The following is a 14,913-nucleotide window of genomic DNA, read 5'->3' as shown; positions in this document are numbered from 1 at the left end:
AGCGTGGGTCATGCCCTCCATCGAGTCACTGGACCCGGACACCTCGATCCGCGATTGGATCGCTGATGACCTGCGCTTCTACCGCGAGAGGGACAACCTCTCCCAGTCCGAGATCGGCAGAATCATCGGGGCCAGTCGGCACACTGTTTCGAACATCGAGCACGCTCGCTCTGGCTGGAACCTCAACGAGGACCAGGCACGACGACTGGACTCACATTTCGACCTAAATCACCACTTCATGAGACTCGTTCGATACGCACGAAATGCCCACACCGCAGATTGGTCGAAGCAGCATGTGACGTACGAGCAGCGAGCCAGCCTCATCAAGACCTACGAGGCCCTGGTGGTTCCTGGACTCCTCCAGACCCCTGACTACGCTCGTGCCCTACTGGAAGCCGGTCGGGTGCGGGATCCCGAGGCCTCAGCGGAGAGGAGGGTTTCGAGACAGGCCGTCCTTGCCAAGACCGCACCGCCTGACCTCTGGGTCATCATGAGCGAGAACACCCTGGATTGGCCTGTAGGCGGCCCCTCCGTGATGCGTGAGCAACTCGCCAAGCTGCTTGACATGGCCGAACGGCCGAACATCTCGGTCCGGCTCCTTCCCCGGTCCGTCGGAGCGCATGAGGCGCTCGAAGGGTCCTTTAAGGTCATGACCGTGCACGAGGGAGACGTCGTCTACATGGAAGCGTGCGGAGGCGGCAGAACCGCTGTCGACGTAACGGACGTAGCCTCGCTCCGAGTACGATTCGACCGAATCGGGCAGGACGCCTTGCCTAGAAATCGCAGCAGGGATCTCATCCGCCAGGCTATGGAGCGATATCAATGACGCAGTGGCGTAAGGCCAGCTACAGCGGTACCAGCGAGGGCACGGACTGCGTAGAGCTGGCCTCCCTCACCGATGGCGTCGGCTTGAGGGACAGCAAGGCTCCTCAAGAAGGGCACCTCACCATCGAGCCGCACGCCTTCGCCATCCTGCTGACCAAGATCAAGGCCGGCACCCGCGACCTCTGAGACACCCTGTCTCGCAGTCTCACTGTGGATCTCATTCATCAAGAGCTGGAGATGTACGAATGACGCAGTGGCGCAAGAGCACCCACAGCGGCGCCTCGAACAACACCGATTGCGTGGAACTGGCCACCATCATCGAGGGCATCGGCTTGAGGGACAGCAAGGCTCCGCAGGAGGGCCACGTCGCCATCGTCCCCGAAGCCTTCGCCAGCCTCGTCCAGAAGATAAAGGCCGGCCAACTCGACCTCTGATCCGCCCACCGGCCCCAGTCCGGGTTCAATGTCCTTCGCCCCGCCCTCACCTTGGGGTCTCCAGGTTGGCCGGCCCGAGCGGAGCGAGGACGAATTCAGGAGGCCGAGCGGAGCGAGCGCCGGCTCAGAGGAAGGCGGGGCCTCTTCGGAGGAGGGTGTCGAAGAGCATCTGCTGGACGACCTCGCGCACGTGGTCGGTCAGATTGAAGACCGTCATCGGGTCGTCGGCGGCCTCGGCGTCGTAGTCGTCCAGGGGCATCGGCTCGCCGAACTGGATCATCCACTTGGACGGCAGCGGCAGCAGGCCCGCCGGGCCCAGGAGGGGCCAGGTCGGGGTGACGGGGAAGTACGGGAGGCCGAGCAGGCGGGCCAGCGGGCGCAGGTCGGCGATCTTGGGGTAGATCTCCTCGGCTCCGACGATCGCGCACGGGATGATCGGGACGTCGGCGCGCAGCGCGGTGCCGACGAAGCCGCCGCGGCCGAAGCGCTGCAAGCGGTAGCGCTCGCTGAACGGCTTGCCGACGCCCTTGAAGCCCTCCGGGAAGACGCCGACCAGTTCGCCCTTGCTCAGCAGGCGGCCGGCGTCGGCGGGGCAGGCCAGGGTGTGGCCGGCCTTGCGGGACAGGTGGCCCAGCAGCGGGACCTGGTAGATCAGGTCGGCGCCGAGGAGGCGCAGGTCGCGTTGGGCGTGGTCGTGGACGGCGACCGTCAGCATGATGCCGTCCAGGGGCAGCGTGCCGGAGTGGTTGGCGACGATCAGCGCGCCGCCGTCGGCGGGGAGGTTCTCCAGGCCGAACAGTTCGACGCGGAACCAGTGCTCGTAGAGCGTGCGGGCCAGCGGGAGCAGGACGGAGCTGTTGAACTCGGCGTCGAAGCCGAACTCGTCGACCTCGTACTCGCCGGCCAGGCGGCGGCGGACGAACGCCAGGCCGGAGGCGAGCTTGCGTTCCAGCGGGGAACGCTCGGGCTCGGGTCGGGCCGGGTTCAGCGGGATGACCTGGGCGTCCCGGGCGGAGGGCTCCTCGTGGTGGGCGTTCATGGGGCCTCCCATCAGCCGCGGTGCAGGACGGCGGCGAGCCGGTCGATCAGCTGGAGGGGGGCGCCGCGTCCCAGCTCCTGGGCGAAGTCGGCGAAGGCGGCCTCGGTGGTGTACTTCGGCCGCCAGGACAGTTCCGCGATCAGCCGGGTGGTGTCGATCACCCGGCCGTAGGTCAGCCAGCGCTGCGTTTCCGGGGAGAAGCCCGTCATTCCGGCGAACCGGCGTCCCGCGTCGCCCAGGACGGAGATCGACTGGGCCGGGAGCGGCACCGACGGGCGGCCGGCCCGGCGCAGTACCTGCGACAGCAGCAGCACGCCGTCGCCCGCGACGTTGTAGGTGCCCGGGTGGTCCTCCACCGTCATCCGGCGCAGCACCTCGGTCCCGTCGTCCTCGTGCAGGAACTGGAGCCGGGGATCGAAGCCCAGCACCGTGGGGACGACGGGCATCCGCAGGTACCGGGTGAACGGCGAGTCGACCCCCGGCCCGAGGAAGTTGGCGAAGCGCAGCAGCGACACGGTGAGGTCCGAGCGCCGCCGCCGCAGCCCGCGCACGAAGCCCTCGACCTCGACCGCGTCCTTGGCGTACCCGGACGTGGGCGCCTCGACGGGCTCCTCGTCCTCGGTGAACACCGCCGGGTCCATCGGCGAGGAGCCGTAGACGGCGGCCGAGGACCGCACGACGAGCTTGCGCATGGCGGGCGACCGCTGGCACGCGGCCAGCAGCTGCATCGTCCCGATGACGTTGACTTCCTTCACCTTCGGCCGGGGCGCGGACGGCGACGTCACCAGGTTCAGGTGGATCACCGTGTCGACCTCGGCGGAGGAGATGACCTTCGCGATGCTCGGCGTACGGATGTCGACGCGCACGAACTCGGTGCGTCCGAGCGGCGCCGCGGGCGGGACGGTGTCCACGCCGATGACGCGTTCGATGCCCGGGTCGGCCTGAAGGGTGTTCGCGACCCGGGCCCCCAGGAAGCGGGAGACTCCAGTGACGAGTACGACGCGGGCCGCAGCGGAGGGCATGGACGACACTGTGCGCTCCACCCCTTACGGCTGAGTGGCCGGTGTGTTTACTTCTTGTTGCGGCGCTGGATACGCGTCTTCTTCAGAAGCTTGCGGTGCTTCTTCTTGGCCATCCGCTTGCGGCGCTTTTTGATGACAGAGCCCACGTGACCTCGCTCGGAGTCTCGGGTGTCGACAGGAGTCGGCCGTGCCGTCCGGCGAGGGGTGCTCGCTCGGTGTGCACGGGCCGAGGCCCAAGCGTACCGCTGCACAGGCCGCGCTCTGTCCGCCGGTGGCCCCCGAAGTGCCGCTTTGGCCGCCTGCGGCGATCGCCGGAGCGGTTCGCGCGCGCGGCGCGGCGCGGCCCCGGACGGGCATGCCCTTTCCCGGTGTCCAGGGTGCCGCGGACATCGGAGATGCCCCCGGCTCCCCGGACACCGGTCCCGGCTGCCCCAAGGCCGCCGACCGGTCCTCGTCCTGCTCTGTTCCCCAGCTGCCCGCACGGATCACGCGATCCGCGCGGCCGCCCCCTGCACGGCCGGAGCGGGAGTGTACGGCGAGGTCATGGGTCATGGCCCCGCCCTACCCCGTTATCCGGCTTCGATGAACGCTTCGCGCAGATAGTCGTGAACGGCCTGCTCGGGAACCCGGAACGAGCGTCCCACGCGGATCGCGGGAAGCTCGCCCGAGTGGACGAGGCGGTAGACGGTCATCTTGGACACCCGCATCACCGCCGCCACCTCGGCCACGGTCAGGAACCTGACCTCACTCAGAGGTCGCTCGCCTGAGCTCATCGGACGCCCTCTTCCACACGTGCCGCGCACCGGCCCTTTGGGTGACTTTGATCACGCACGTGTACTTCCCCCAGCGTAAATCGTGTACCGGCAGTCGCAAGAGGGGAGTTCCACCCATTTCCGTATCCCGACCTGTCCCAAGAGCCACAGTGTGCTTTCGCACGGAGCGTGGAGCGGGCGGCACCGGGCGTAGCCCCGGGGCCCGTCCAGCGCACCGGACCATGCGTTGACCTGCGACTCAGGGGTCGATCGAGGCTTCGGACGCGGCCAGATGCCCCTTTACGGCCCTTTTGTCACATTGAGTGATACCCACTGAGGCGAAGCCAGGCCGGATCCGGTCAGCCGAGCCCGGCACGATCCAGCAAAAATGCCGTCATGGGGGCGTAATGGTGGGACGATATGCCGTCGTCCAGCGGCACCACGACATCGATCTTGCCCTCGGCGGCGCCGGCGAACAGCGCGGGATCGTTACAGTCCGCGAACCCCACGGTGTCGATGCCCGCCTCGCCGGCCGCACCGGCCCAGCCGTGATCGGCGATGGCCAGATCCGGCCAATCCGCCGATTCGGCTGCGAGTTCGGCCAGCATCGCCTCCATCGGGAACGGGTCGTGGGTGTGCTGGGTGCGCCCGTCCCCGTCCTCCACCATCGCCACGCCCTCGGGCGCGTAGACGATCCGGCGCGGCTCGGTGCCGTGGTACCTCTCGATCTCGTACGACCAGCCCGCCGCGGGCGTCAGCACCTTGCAGCCAGAGGCCCGCAGCGCCACGGAGACCGCCTGGTACACCGGCGTGAGCGTGGCCGGATGCCCGGTCGCCAGCACCACCGGCTCGGCGCGCCGCGCGGCCCGGCCGATCCGGTCGCCCATCGCCTCCAGCGCGTCGAGGGTCAGCTCGGGATCGATGGTGTCGTCGCCGTACAGGTGCATCGGGTCCGGGTTCACGCCGCAGCGCTCGACCATGACCTCCAGGACGTCCCGTTCCGTCCACGACCGCTTGAGATCGAGACCGAAGAGGTAGTACGGGTTGCGGGCCGCCATCCGCCGGAAGTGCAGCAGGTTGTTCTGGCGCGGCGTGGCGACCTCTCCGGCGATCATGGTGCGGACCAGCTGGGCCCGCAGCTCCGCCCGGTCCGGGGCCGCCATCACGGCCGCCCGGTCACAGGCCGGTCATCGGATCCAGGCCGTGCTCCGGGAACACCGCCCGCCGGGTCGCCAGCACCGCCTGATCCACCGGGTTCGCCGGATCGTAGCCGTTCCCCCACGTCACCACCTCCACCACGCTCGTCCCATCGGTCATCCGGCGCGGTGCGACCTCCCCGGTCCGCCGCCGCACGAAGTCGCGCCACGGTTCGGGCGTGGCGGTCTCCGGCGCGATCGGGCGGCCCGCCGCCTCGGCCAGCAGGTGCGTCCAAGCGCGCGGCACGACCTGGACCAGCTCGTATCCGCCGCCGCCGGTCACCACCCACCGGCCGCCGGCCAGCCGGTGCGCCAGCCGGTGCAGCCACGCGTACACCGTGCGCTGGCCGTCCACGCTCAGGATCAGGTGCGCCAGCGGGTCGAGCGCGTGGCTGTCGCAGCCGTGCTGGGTGACCAGCACCTGCGGCCGGAAGGCCTCCAGCAGCGGCGGCACGACGGCGTCGAACGCGCGCAGCCAGGCGGCGTCGCCGGTGCCGGGCGGCAGCGCCACGTTCACCGCGGAGCCCTCCGCGCCCGGACCGCCGGTCTCGTTCGGGAAGCCGGTGCCGGGGAACAGCGTGCGCGGCGTCTCGTGCAGGCTGATCGTCAAGACCCGCGGGTCGTCGTAGAAGGCCGCCTGGACGCCGTCGCCGTGGTGGACGTCGACGTCGACGTAGGCGACCCGCTCGGCGCCGTTGGCCAGCAGCCACGCGATCGCGACCGCCGGATCGTTGTAGACGCAGAACCCGCTGGCCGCCTCTGAGAGGGCGTGGTGGAGGCCGCCGGAGACGTTGGCGGCGTGCTCGGCCCCACCCGTCCAGACGGCGCGGGCGGCGGCGACGGAGGCCCCGGTGACCAGCGCGGACGCGTCGTGCATGCCCAGGAAGACGGGGTTGTCGGGGCTGCCGAGGCCGTGCCGGAGCTCGGGCAGGCCGGTGGCGCCCGCGTGCTTCACGGCGGCGATGTAGGCCGGGTCGTGGACGAGCCCGAGCAGCTCGTCGTCGGCGGCCTCGAACTCCTCGACCACCACGTTCGGCGCGTCCAGCAGCTCGTACTCGCGGGCCAGGGCCATCGTCAGCTCGACGCGGACGGGGTTCAGGGGGTGGCCGGTGCCGAAGTCGTAGGAGATGAGCCGGTCGTCCCAGAAGACCTTGAGCCCGCACTCCGGAGAGGACACGGGGGGCGGGACGCTGCTCATGGCCATCACGCTACCGGTCCGGCCCGCGTCCCGGGCGCATGGCCTGGGTCACAACCACCCGGGACGCCTTACCCTTGGCGATCAATCGATCACTCAGCGGAATTTTACCTGGTCGTGTAATGAAATCTTCGGACATGTGACCCTAAAGTTTGGGCATCTATTTAACACATCGGTAACAGACCGTTGGGGGGCTGGATGGGGTTGGAGCAGGTGGACGCGGCACCGCCGTATGAGCGCCACCCCAGTTTCCAGAGCAGGGCGATCTCCACCGCGATCAGGTTCGGGGCACGGCCGTTCATCCACCGGCTGCCGGGCTGGCCCCACGGCATCCGCACCGCCCGCTCCACCGTGGACGCCGCGTCCCTGCTGCTGCGGGCCTCGCAGCGGGTACGGATCCGGCAGGTGATCGACCCCCGGGTGGAGACCGGAGGGGCGCGCCGTCCGATCCGCGGCGAATGGGTCCTGGCCCGGGACGACGAGGAATCCCCCGCCCCCGGGGCGATCCTCTACCTGCACGGCGGCGCGTACGTGTTCTGCTCGCCGCGCACGCACCGGCCGATCACCTCCCGGCTGGCGCTCGACACCGGGCTCCCCGTCTTCGCGCCCCGCTACCGGCTGGCGCCCGAGCACCCGTTCCCGGCGCCGCTGGAGGACGCGGTGGCCGCGTACCGCTGGCTGCTGGACCGCGGCGTCCCGGCCGGCGGGATCGTCATCGTGGGCGACTCCGCGGGCGGTCACCTGGCCGCCGCGCTGACCGCCGAGATCTGCCGTGGCGGTCTGCCGCGGCCGGCGGGCACCGTCCTGTTCTCCCCGTGGGTCGACCTGAGCTGCGAACTGTCCACGCGGGCGCAGCCGGAGACCCGCGACCCCTACGTCAGCGCGCACTCGGCGCGGCGGGTCGCGCGCCTGGTGGTGGGACCGGACGGCTTCGAGGACCCGCGGCTGGCCCTGCTCACCTGCCCGTGGGCCGACACGCCGCCGTTCCTGATCCAGGTGGGCGGGGCCGAGGTGCTGCGCTCGGAGGCGGAGGCGCTGGCCGAGGCGCTCGCGGCGGCCGGCTCCGACTGCGAACTCCAGGTCTGGCGGGGCCAGATGCACGTCTTCCAGATGCTCAACCGCGTCCTGCCCGAGGCGGGCGCGGCGATGGCCGAGGCTAGCCGGTTCGTCCGCACGGTCGTGGCCGGGGCCGCGCCCGGACCTCCGGTCGGGGCCGGAAGCCCGGTCGGGGCCGGGGCCCCGGCCGGGGTCGATGGCGGGTCGGGCACGGAAGCCGCCTGACCCGCCGCCGCTCGATTACCGCTGCTGAGGCTGCAACGGGCCGCCCGGCGCCTCGGCCGGAGGCTCGTCCGTCCCCGCGGTCCGCCTCGGCCGGGCCGTCAAGAACCCGGCCAGCGCGGCCAGCGCGGCCACGCCCTCGCCCACGGCGCTGATCGTCTTCTCCCCGTACCAGACCGGCTCGTACATGTCCGGCAGCGGCCCGATCGCACCCACGTCGACGGAGTAGTACAGCAGCAGCGCCCCCACCGCGCTCGCCGCCACCAGGAACGCGATGGCGTACGTCCAGCGCCGCGCCCACGCCAGCACCAGCACCCCGGCCAGCGCTGCCGCCACCGCCTGGGCGCGGAACAGCACGTCGCCGCCGATACTGCCGCCCTCCACGAAGGCCATGTCGGGCGCGAAGACCCAGTGGACGTAGGCGTCGGCGGCCAGTCCCGCGGCCACGAGAAGCCGCAGCAAAATTTTCATACCTACTACACGGCCATAACCGGGTGATCGGATCAACCTTCCGCGCTGCCGAATTTCCGGTACCCCGGGTCAGAACACACGTCCGGGCACGGGTCCGGGGAAGGCCGGCCGCGGATCAGCCCCCGGCCAGCTCACGGCCCCGATTGCGGGCCGCCTCGATCGCCTCCAGGACGGCCGCGCGCACGCCGTGCCGCTCCAGCTCCCGGATCGCCGAGATGGTCGTCCCGCCGGGCGAGGTCACCGCCTCCCGCAGCATCACCGGGTGCTCCCCGGAGTCGCGCAGCATCACCGCCGCGCCCACCGCCGACTGGATCACCATCTCCAGCGCCGCCGCCCGCGGCATCCCCAGCAGGATGCCCGCGTCCACCATCGCCTCGACCAGGTAGTAGAAGTACGCCGGACCGCTGCCGGACAGGGCCGTGGCGCCGTCCTGCAGCGACTCGGGCAGCCGCAGCACCTTCCCGACCGGCGACAGCAGCTCCTCGGCCAGCTTCAGGTTCTCCTCCCCCGCGTGCGAACCCGCCGAGATCACGCTCATCGCCTCGTCCACGAGCACCGGGGTGTTGGACATGACCCGCACCACCGGCACGCCCGCCGGCAGCCGCTCCTCGATGAACCCCGTGGTGATCCCCGCCGCCATCGAGATCACCAGCCGGCCGGGCCGCACCTTGGCGCCGATCTCGTCCAGCAGCACGCCCATGTCCTGCGGCTTCACCGCCAGCACCAGCGTGTCGGCGGTCGCCGCGGCCTCCGCGTTGCCGACGATCTCGACGCCGTACCGCTCGCGCAGCAGCGCGCCGCGCTCCTCGCGGCGGACGGTGGCCATCAGCTCCGACGGGGCACGGCCGGCCCGGAGCACCCCGGACAGCAGCGCCTCGCCCATCTTGCCGGCACCCAGAATCGCGATCATTCATACACCTTGACGTGGGGATTCATCGACCTCATCAGCCTAGTGGGCAGCGCCGTGCGGGCCCGTCCGGGCTAGGAGCGGGTCGCCACGGAGCGCAGGAAGAACCCGAGGTTGGCCGGACGCTCGGCCATGCGGCGCATGAAGTAGCCGTACCACTCCTCGCCGTACGCCACGTACACCCGCATCTGGGCCCCCTGCGAGGCCAGCCGCCGCTGCTCCTGCGGACGGATCCCGTACAGCATCTGGTACTCGAAGCTTCCCGGGTCGCGGTCGCTGAGCACCGCCAGCGCGCCCGCGATGTCGACCAGGCGCGGATCGTGGGTGGCCAGCATCGGATAGCCCTTGCCGCCCATCAGGATCTTCATGCAGCGCACGTACGACTTGTCGACCTCGTCCTTGTCGGTGAAGGCGATCGACTCCGGCGCGGCATAGGCGCCCTTGCACAGCCGCACGCGCGACCCCTCGTACGCCAGCTCCGCGCAGTACTCCTCCGCGCGCCGCAGGTACGCCTGCACCACGGCGCCGGTGTCGGGGAAGTCGCGGCGCAGCTCATGCAGGATCCGCAGCGTGGAGTCGACCCGCTCGTGCTCCTCCATGTCGAGGGTGACCGTGGTGCTCGCCGAACGGGCCGCCGTGCAGATGCGCCGCGCGTTCTCCAGCGTGTAGTCCTCGTCGAAGGCCTGGCCGACCGCGGTCAGTTTCAGCGACACCTCGGCCCGGGCGCCGAACCCGGCGCCCGCCAGCCGCTCCAGCAGCTCGACGTAGTGCTTGGCGGTCGCGTCGGCCTGGCTCGCGTCGTGCACGTCCTCGCCCAGCACGTCCAGGCTGACCAGCAGCCCCTCGCCGATGAGGTCGTCGGTGACGCACAGCGCGTCGTCGATCGTCTCGCCCGCGATGAACCGGCGCACCACACCGCGGGTCAGGGGCGCGGTCTCCATCACCTTGCGCACGCCGTCGCTGCGTGACGCGACCAGCAGGGCCTGCCGAAGCACTTCCCATCCCCTTCTCCGGACGGTGCGGCTCTGTCCGCCTTCCCCAGATTAATCCCCGGAACGGAGGCTGTGCTTTTGCAATCCCGGCCCAGGGCGCTCGCCTGGGGGCTCGCACCCTGACCGTGCTTGGGCGAGCGCGACATCGCTTCGCGATCTGGCCGGTGAAGCTCGCCTCCGGCATCGCCCCACCGGCCAGGCAGCGCGCTCACGCGGTACCTGAGGCCACTTCGAGACAGTGTCAGGACACGGTGCCGACGCGGTTCGTGCCGCCGTACTGCTGGACGAACTTGCCGACATCGGCCGTCCGCACCGACTCGAACAGCGCCTTCGACTTCGCGTTGTCGAGCAGCACCACGCTCTGGCCGCCGCGCGCCGCGCTGCCCTTGTTGGGAACGGTGAGGAACGACACGTCGCCCGGCCGCGCGCCGCGCATGCTCAGCGCCAGCGAGCGCAGCTTGCCCGCCGAGACCGAGTCGTCCACGCTGATCGACTTGGTGAAGGCGGACAGGAACCGGTCGAGCTTGAGCGGGTTGCTGACCGTGCCGCCGTCGGCGGCCTTCTGCGCCAGCGCCCGCAGGAACGCCTGCTGCCGGCGGATCCGGTCGAAGTCGCCGTTGGGCAGGTTGTAGCGCTGCCGGACGAACAGCAGCGCCTTCTCGCCGTTCAACGTCTGCCGGCCGGCCTGCCAGTGCACCTTGTTGGCCGAGTCGTACACGCTCTGCGCGATGTCGACCTCGACGCCGCCGAGCGCGTCGGTCATCGACTTGAAGCCGTTGAAGTCGATCGCGCCGAAGTGGTCGATCCGGATCCCGGTGAGGCTCTCCACGGTCTCGATCAGCAGCGGCGGGCCGCCGAACGAGAACGCCGCGTTGATCTTCTGCGGGCCGTACCCGGGGATCTGCACCCAGGAGTCGCGCGGGAAGGAGATCACATACGCCTTGCTGCGGTCGGCCGGCAGGTGCAGCAGCATGATCGTGTCGGACCGCTGCTGGCCCGGCTTCCAGACCTTGCCGCCCTCCCCGGTGGTGCCCACCTCGGCCCGGGTGTCGGAGCCGACCAGCAGCCAGTTCTCGGTGCCGGTCACGTTGGGCCCGGGGCGGTTCTTGCCTTTCGGCATCACGCCCGGGAGCCGGTCGATGTTGCCGTTGTAGGACGACTGGCGCTGCCAGACGAGCCCGCCGACCCCCGCGACCACCAGCAGGACGAACACCACCACCGCGGCCAGCACGCGCGGCCAGCGGCGCTTGCGGTCGATGCCGAACGGGTCGTCGCCCGAACCGCCCGGCCCGTCCGAGCCGCCGGGGCCGCCCGGCCCGCCGGGCCCGCCCGGATCCAGCAGCCCGGCCGGCGTGTGCGCGGCCGGGCCCGGACCGTGAGCACGCGGTCCGGTGGCGCCCGGCAGGGAGCCTGGAGCGGAGGCACCGGATCCGCCGGGCGGCTGCGGCGCCGGCGAACCCGGGAGGTCAACGGGACTCATGCCGCGGGACATTATCAGCACTCCCGGGGCCCATCCGCGCTTCACAGGCTCCCGTGTCCGAGGCTTAGCGGATCCCTTAAGAGACGCGTCCCGGCTTTCCTTGATCTTGTGGTAAGGAAGGGCGCCTCAGTCGGTGCGGCGGCGCAGCGTCGCCGCGCCCAGGAGCAGCGCCAGCAGCGTGCAGGCGGCGATGACGGCCACATCGAGGGCCAGCGCGCCGGAGAAGCCCGTCTCGACCGTCACCCGCCGCATGCCGTCCACCGCGTACGACAGCGGCAGCACATCGGAGATCGCCTCCAGCCAGGACGCCATCTGCTCGCGCGGGACGAGCAGCCCGCACAGCAGCGTCTGCGGCAGCACGAACGCCGGCATGAACTGCACCGCCTGGAACTCGGTGCGGGCGAACGCGCTGGCGAACAGGCCCAGCGCCATGCCCAGCAGCGCGTCCAGCACCGCCACCAGCAGCAGCGAGCCCGCCGAGCCGGCCAGGTCGAGGCCGAGCCAGGTCAGCGAGATCGTCAGCACCACGCCGACCTGCACCAGCGCGATCAGGCCGAACGCCAGCGCGTAGCCCAGCAGCAGGTCGAGCTTGCCGATCGGCATCGTCATCAGGCGTTCCAGCGTGCCGCTGGTGCGCTCGCGCAGCGTGCCCACGCTGGTCACGATGAACATGATCATGAAGGGGAACAGCCCGAGCAGCATCGGGCCGATCCGGTCGAAGGTGCCCGGACGGTCGAAGACGTACCGCAGCAGGATCATCAGCACCGCCGGCACGCCGACCATCAGGCCGATCGTCCGGTGGTCGTGCCGGAGCTGGCCCAGCACCCGCCGGGTCGTGGCCAGTGTGATCGAGAGGCTCATGACAGGCTCCCCGCGCGCTCGGTGATCAGATGCAGGAACGCGGCCTCCAGGTCGGCGGCGCCGGTGCGTTCGCGCAGCGACCCGGGGGTGCCGTCGGCGAGGATCCGGCCCTCGCGCATCAGCAGCAGCCGGTCGGTGCGGCCCGCCTCGTCCATGACGTGGCTGGAGACCAGCAGGGTGGCGCCGCGGTCGGCCAGCTCCCGGAACAGCTCCCACAGCTCCTGGCGCAGCACCGGGTCGAGGCCCACGGTCGGCTCGTCCAGGACAAGCAGCTCGGGGGTGCCGAGCAGGGCGACCGCCAGGTTGGCGCGGCTGAGCTGGCCGCCGGACAGGGTCGACACGATCTGGTCGCGGGACCGGCCGAGGCCGACCTCGTCGATCACCCGGTCGGCGTCGGCGCGCGGCGCGCCGAGGACGGCGGCGAAGTAGCGCATGTTCTCGCGGACGCTCAGGTCGGCGTAGACGGCCGGGGACTGCGTGGCGTACCCGACGCGGCGGCGCAGCCCCGCCGAGCCGGCCGGCTCGCCCAGGACCGTGACCTCGCCGCCCTTGACGATCTGCACGCCCACCACGGCCCGCATCAGCGTGGTCTTGCCGCAGCCGCTCGGGCCGAGCAGCCCCACGATCGAGCCGCGCGGCACCTCGAAGCCGAGCCCGTGCAGGACCGGCCTGCCGCCCCGGTCCACCCGCAGATCACGGACGCTCACCGCCGGATCCGAGCTAAAACTCATCATGCGTTGAATTTAAGCCGCCAGAACGTCCCGGTCAACCCCGGACGGCCCGGAGACAGGAAAAAGAACCGCCAAACCGGCAGACGGAACGAACAGCAGTGATCGAAAGGCGCGCGAAATGCACCCCGCCCAAGTGATCGCGACGGCGGGCGGTGCGTCAGCCCAGGTAGCGCTGGACCGTGGGCGCGAGCAGGTCGACGAGTTCCTCGCCGGTGGCCGAGGCGATCGGCTCGACCTCGAGCACGTACCGCAGCAGCATCACGCCGACCATCTGCCCGGCGGCGGCGTTGATCCGCAGCATCGGGATCCGGTGGGTCTCGTGCACCTTGCCGAACAGCGCCGTGCTCACGAACTGGCGCATCATCACCGCGGCCCGCTCGTTGGTCATCGCGGAGCGGAGCAGGGCCAGGATCGGGGCGCGCCGGTCCGCGTCGTCCCAGACCTCCAGGAACGTGCGGACCATCATCTCGCCGAGCCGCTCCCGCGGCGCGCCGAGGATCTTCGCGGCCACCTCGCTCGGATCCACCGGGAAGCGCATGGCCTGGGTGAACACGCCCTCCTTGTTGCCGAAGAAGTGGTGCACCAGGGCCGGGTCGACCTCGGCGGCACGGGCGATGGCGCGCAGCGAGGCGCCGTCGTACCCCTTCTCGGCGAACAGGTCGCGGGCGGCCGCCAGGATCGCCTCCCGCGTCTCGGTCGGGCCCGGACGGCGCCCGGGGCCGCGCCCGGAACGGCCCTCGGGGCCGGCGGAGCCGTTGGAACCGGAGCCGTTGGAACCGCTCCCATCCGGCCGTACCGCCTTCGTCACCGCACGCTCCGCGGGGACACCTCGCCGCCCGAGGTGACCTCCCAGGTACGGCCGGCGGCGGCCAGGTGGAGCCGGGCGAACGCCAGCGCCTCCGCGAGGTCCTCCATGCGGTCGGCGCGGCTGGCCGCCCGGCGCGTGTTGACCTCCAGGCAGATGTGGCCGCGGTAGCCGTCGTCGGCGAGCCGCTCCAGCATCGCGCCGCACGGCTGGTTGCCCCGGCCCGGCACCAGGTGCTCGTCCTTGTTGGTCACGCCGATGCCGTCGGCCAGGTGGACGTGCCGCAGCCGCCCGCCCAGCTCGCCGGCCATCTCCAGGGCGTCCGAGCGCGAGACGGCGGTGTGGGACAGGTCGAGGGTCACATACGGGTAGTCCTGGTCGACCGGGTTCCAGTCGGGGAGGTACATGCCGGCCTCGGCGCCGCGCGCCTTGAGCGGGAACATGTTCTCGACCGCGAACAGGACGTCGGTCTCCTCCTGCATGCGGGCCAGGCCCTCGACGAACTCGCGGGCGTACTCGCGCTGCCAGCGGAACGGCGGGTGCACCACGACGACCTCGGCGCCCAGCTCCTCGGCGACCTCCTTGGAACGCACCAACTTGCCCCACGGCTCGCGTCCCCACACCCGCTGCGTCAGCAGCAGGCACGGCGCGTGGATCGACCTGATCGGCACCTGGTGGTACTCCGACAGCCGGCGCAGCACGTTGAGGTCCTGCGAGGAGGCGTCGGTGGAGACCATGACCTCGACACCGTCGTACCCCAGCAGCGCGGCGATCTCGAAGGCGCTGGGCACCTTCTCCGGGTAGACCGACGCGGTGGACAGCGTGATCGGCGCGTCCGGAACGCGAATGGCCGGCGTGACGGTGCCGTTGTGCTGCGGGGTCAAGGCTTTCCTCGCCTGAATGGTCGCTGGGCAGTTCCTCGTGT

18 protein-coding genes are annotated in these 14,913 nt (G+C 70.9%); 4 read left to right on the top strand and 14 right to left on the bottom strand.

Going from position 1 to position 14,913, the window contains the following annotated elements; genetic code table 11:
- The first annotated feature begins 10 nt into the window (after positions 1–10).
- Genes ABD340_RS20640 through ABD340_RS20630 form a run of 3 tightly spaced genes read left to right on the top strand, consistent with a single transcriptional unit; the run spans position 11 to position 1,259 of the window.
- Positions 11–826, top strand: coding sequence for a helix-turn-helix domain-containing protein (locus ABD340_RS20640; protein WP_344590823.1), 816 nt, complete (start codon positions 11–13; stop codon positions 824–826).
- Complete coding sequence (locus tag ABD340_RS20635; RefSeq protein ID WP_344590821.1) at positions 823–1,011, top strand: DUF397 domain-containing protein; 189 nt, start codon at positions 823–825, stop codon at positions 1,009–1,011. Before ABD340_RS20640 ends, ABD340_RS20635 begins: the two co-directional genes overlap by 4 nt.
- A gap of 59 nt (positions 1,012–1,070) precedes the next feature.
- Positions 1,071–1,259, top strand: coding sequence for a DUF397 domain-containing protein (locus tag ABD340_RS20630; protein WP_344590819.1), 189 nt, complete (start codon positions 1,071–1,073; stop codon positions 1,257–1,259).
- Positions 1,260–1,383: 124 nt separating this feature from the next.
- On the opposite strand, the gene ABD340_RS20625 is transcribed toward ABD340_RS20630, so the two are convergent.
- The 6 genes from ABD340_RS20625 to ABD340_RS20600 all read right to left on the bottom strand — a co-directional run bounded on the left by ABD340_RS20625 (position 1,384) and on the right by ABD340_RS20600 (position 6,466).
- On the bottom strand, positions 1,384–2,298 hold the full coding sequence (locus ABD340_RS20625) for a lysophospholipid acyltransferase family protein (protein ID WP_344590817.1): 915 nt from the start codon (positions 2,296–2,298) through the stop codon (positions 1,384–1,386).
- A gap of 11 nt (positions 2,299–2,309) precedes the next feature.
- Positions 2,310–3,320, bottom strand: coding sequence for an NAD-dependent epimerase/dehydratase family protein (locus ABD340_RS20620; protein ID WP_344590815.1), 1,011 nt, complete (start codon positions 3,318–3,320; stop codon positions 2,310–2,312).
- Between the two features lie 47 nt (positions 3,321–3,367).
- On the bottom strand, positions 3,368–3,466 hold the full coding sequence (locus ABD340_RS20615; protein WP_018654693.1) for a 30S ribosomal protein bS22: 99 nt from the start codon (positions 3,464–3,466) through the stop codon (positions 3,368–3,370).
- Between the two features lie 423 nt (positions 3,467–3,889).
- Complete coding sequence (locus ABD340_RS20610; protein WP_030163775.1) at positions 3,890–4,093, bottom strand: helix-turn-helix domain-containing protein; 204 nt, start codon at positions 4,091–4,093, stop codon at positions 3,890–3,892.
- Positions 4,094–4,431: 338 nt separating this feature from the next.
- A complete protein-coding gene (locus tag ABD340_RS20605) occupies positions 4,432–5,235 on the bottom strand; it encodes a phosphatase (protein WP_344590810.1) in 804 nt (267 codons plus the stop codon).
- 13 nt (positions 5,236–5,248) lie between these two features.
- Positions 5,249–6,466, bottom strand: coding sequence for an acetoin utilization protein AcuC (locus ABD340_RS20600; RefSeq protein WP_344590808.1), 1,218 nt, complete (start codon positions 6,464–6,466; stop codon positions 5,249–5,251).
- A gap of 195 nt (positions 6,467–6,661) precedes the next feature.
- Between ABD340_RS20600 and ABD340_RS20595 the strand changes: the two genes are divergently transcribed.
- Positions 6,662–7,744: an alpha/beta hydrolase gene (locus ABD340_RS20595; RefSeq protein ID WP_344590807.1), complete on the top strand. Its 1,083-nt coding sequence runs from the start codon at positions 6,662–6,664 to the stop codon at positions 7,742–7,744.
- Between the two features lie 15 nt (positions 7,745–7,759).
- Here the strand turns inward: ABD340_RS20595 and ABD340_RS20590 are convergent, their stop codons facing one another.
- From ABD340_RS20590 to ABD340_RS20555, 8 genes are all read right to left on the bottom strand, one after another.
- Positions 7,760–8,212, bottom strand: a complete 453-nt coding sequence (locus tag ABD340_RS20590) for a hypothetical protein (RefSeq protein ID WP_344590806.1) — start codon at positions 8,210–8,212, stop codon at positions 7,760–7,762.
- 115 nt (positions 8,213–8,327) lie between these two features.
- Positions 8,328–9,122 (bottom strand): pyrroline-5-carboxylate reductase, encoded by a 795-nt coding sequence (gene proC, locus ABD340_RS20585; protein ID WP_344590804.1) that lies wholly within the window; start codon positions 9,120–9,122, stop codon positions 8,328–8,330.
- A 71-nt stretch (positions 9,123–9,193) separates the two neighbouring features.
- On the bottom strand, positions 9,194–10,114 hold the full coding sequence (locus ABD340_RS20580; protein ID WP_344590802.1) for a proline dehydrogenase family protein: 921 nt from the start codon (positions 10,112–10,114) through the stop codon (positions 9,194–9,196).
- A 238-nt stretch (positions 10,115–10,352) separates the two neighbouring features.
- Positions 10,353–11,591, bottom strand: a complete 1,239-nt coding sequence (locus tag ABD340_RS20575; protein WP_344590801.1) for an LCP family protein — start codon at positions 11,589–11,591, stop codon at positions 10,353–10,355.
- Between the two features lie 126 nt (positions 11,592–11,717).
- The gene (locus ABD340_RS20570) at positions 11,718–12,452 is read right to left on the bottom strand and encodes an ABC transporter permease (protein WP_344590799.1); all 735 of its coding nucleotides are present in this window, start codon (positions 12,450–12,452) and stop codon (positions 11,718–11,720) included.
- A complete protein-coding gene (locus ABD340_RS20565; RefSeq protein ID WP_344590798.1) occupies positions 12,449–13,159 on the bottom strand; it encodes an ABC transporter ATP-binding protein in 711 nt (236 codons plus the stop codon). The genes ABD340_RS20570 and ABD340_RS20565 overlap by 4 nt, the downstream gene beginning before the upstream one ends.
- Positions 13,160–13,340: 181 nt before the next feature.
- Positions 13,341–13,991 carry a TetR/AcrR family transcriptional regulator gene (locus tag ABD340_RS20560; RefSeq protein WP_344590797.1) on the bottom strand — a complete coding sequence of 217 codons (651 nt, stop codon included), beginning with the start codon at positions 13,989–13,991 and terminating at the stop codon, positions 13,341–13,343.
- Positions 13,988–14,872 carry a sugar phosphate isomerase/epimerase family protein gene (locus ABD340_RS20555; RefSeq protein WP_344590796.1) on the bottom strand — a complete coding sequence of 295 codons (885 nt, stop codon included), beginning with the start codon at positions 14,870–14,872 and terminating at the stop codon, positions 13,988–13,990. The genes ABD340_RS20560 and ABD340_RS20555 overlap by 4 nt, the downstream gene beginning before the upstream one ends.
- Between the last annotated feature and the right edge of the window lie 41 nt (positions 14,873–14,913).

This window comes from Actinomadura vinacea (genome assembly GCF_039532545.1).
GTDB lineage: Bacteria > Actinomycetota > Actinomycetes > Streptosporangiales > Streptosporangiaceae > Spirillospora > Spirillospora vinacea.
The sequence above is the reverse complement of the archived record's forward strand: the minus strand, read 5'-3'. Positions and strand labels throughout refer to the sequence as shown.

Bases quoted from the DNA above. Each gene is read 5' to 3' on its own strand.
- ABD340_RS20575 (WP_344590801.1), bottom strand. From the start codon at position 11,591: ATGAGTCCCGTTGACCTCCCGGGTTCGCCGGCGCCGCAGCCGCCCGGC.
- proC (WP_344590804.1), bottom strand. From the start codon at position 9,122: ATGATCGCGATTCTGGGTGCCGGCAAGATGGGCGAGGCGCTGCTGTCC.
- ABD340_RS20600 (WP_344590808.1), bottom strand. From the start codon at position 6,466: ATGAGCAGCGTCCCGCCCCCCGTGTCCTCTCCGGAGTGCGGGCTCAAG.
- ABD340_RS20620 (WP_344590815.1), bottom strand. From the start codon at position 3,320: ATGCCCTCCGCTGCGGCCCGCGTCGTACTCGTCACTGGAGTCTCCCGC.
- ABD340_RS20590 (WP_344590806.1), bottom strand. From the start codon at position 8,212: ATGAAAATTTTGCTGCGGCTTCTCGTGGCCGCGGGACTGGCCGCCGAC.
- ABD340_RS20635 (WP_344590821.1), top strand. From the start codon at position 823: ATGACGCAGTGGCGTAAGGCCAGCTACAGCGGTACCAGCGAGGGCACG.
- ABD340_RS20570 (WP_344590799.1), bottom strand. From the start codon at position 12,452: ATGAGCCTCTCGATCACACTGGCCACGACCCGGCGGGTGCTGGGCCAG.
- ABD340_RS20595 (WP_344590807.1), top strand. From the start codon at position 6,662: ATGGGGTTGGAGCAGGTGGACGCGGCACCGCCGTATGAGCGCCACCCC.
- ABD340_RS20640 (WP_344590823.1), top strand. From the start codon at position 11: ATGCCCTCCATCGAGTCACTGGACCCGGACACCTCGATCCGCGATTGG.
- ABD340_RS20605 (WP_344590810.1), bottom strand. From the start codon at position 5,235: ATGGCGGCCCCGGACCGGGCGGAGCTGCGGGCCCAGCTGGTCCGCACC.
- ABD340_RS20625 (WP_344590817.1), bottom strand. From the start codon at position 2,298: ATGAACGCCCACCACGAGGAGCCCTCCGCCCGGGACGCCCAGGTCATC.
- ABD340_RS20610 (WP_030163775.1), bottom strand. From the start codon at position 4,093: ATGAGCTCAGGCGAGCGACCTCTGAGTGAGGTCAGGTTCCTGACCGTG.
- ABD340_RS20630 (WP_344590819.1), top strand. From the start codon at position 1,071: ATGACGCAGTGGCGCAAGAGCACCCACAGCGGCGCCTCGAACAACACC.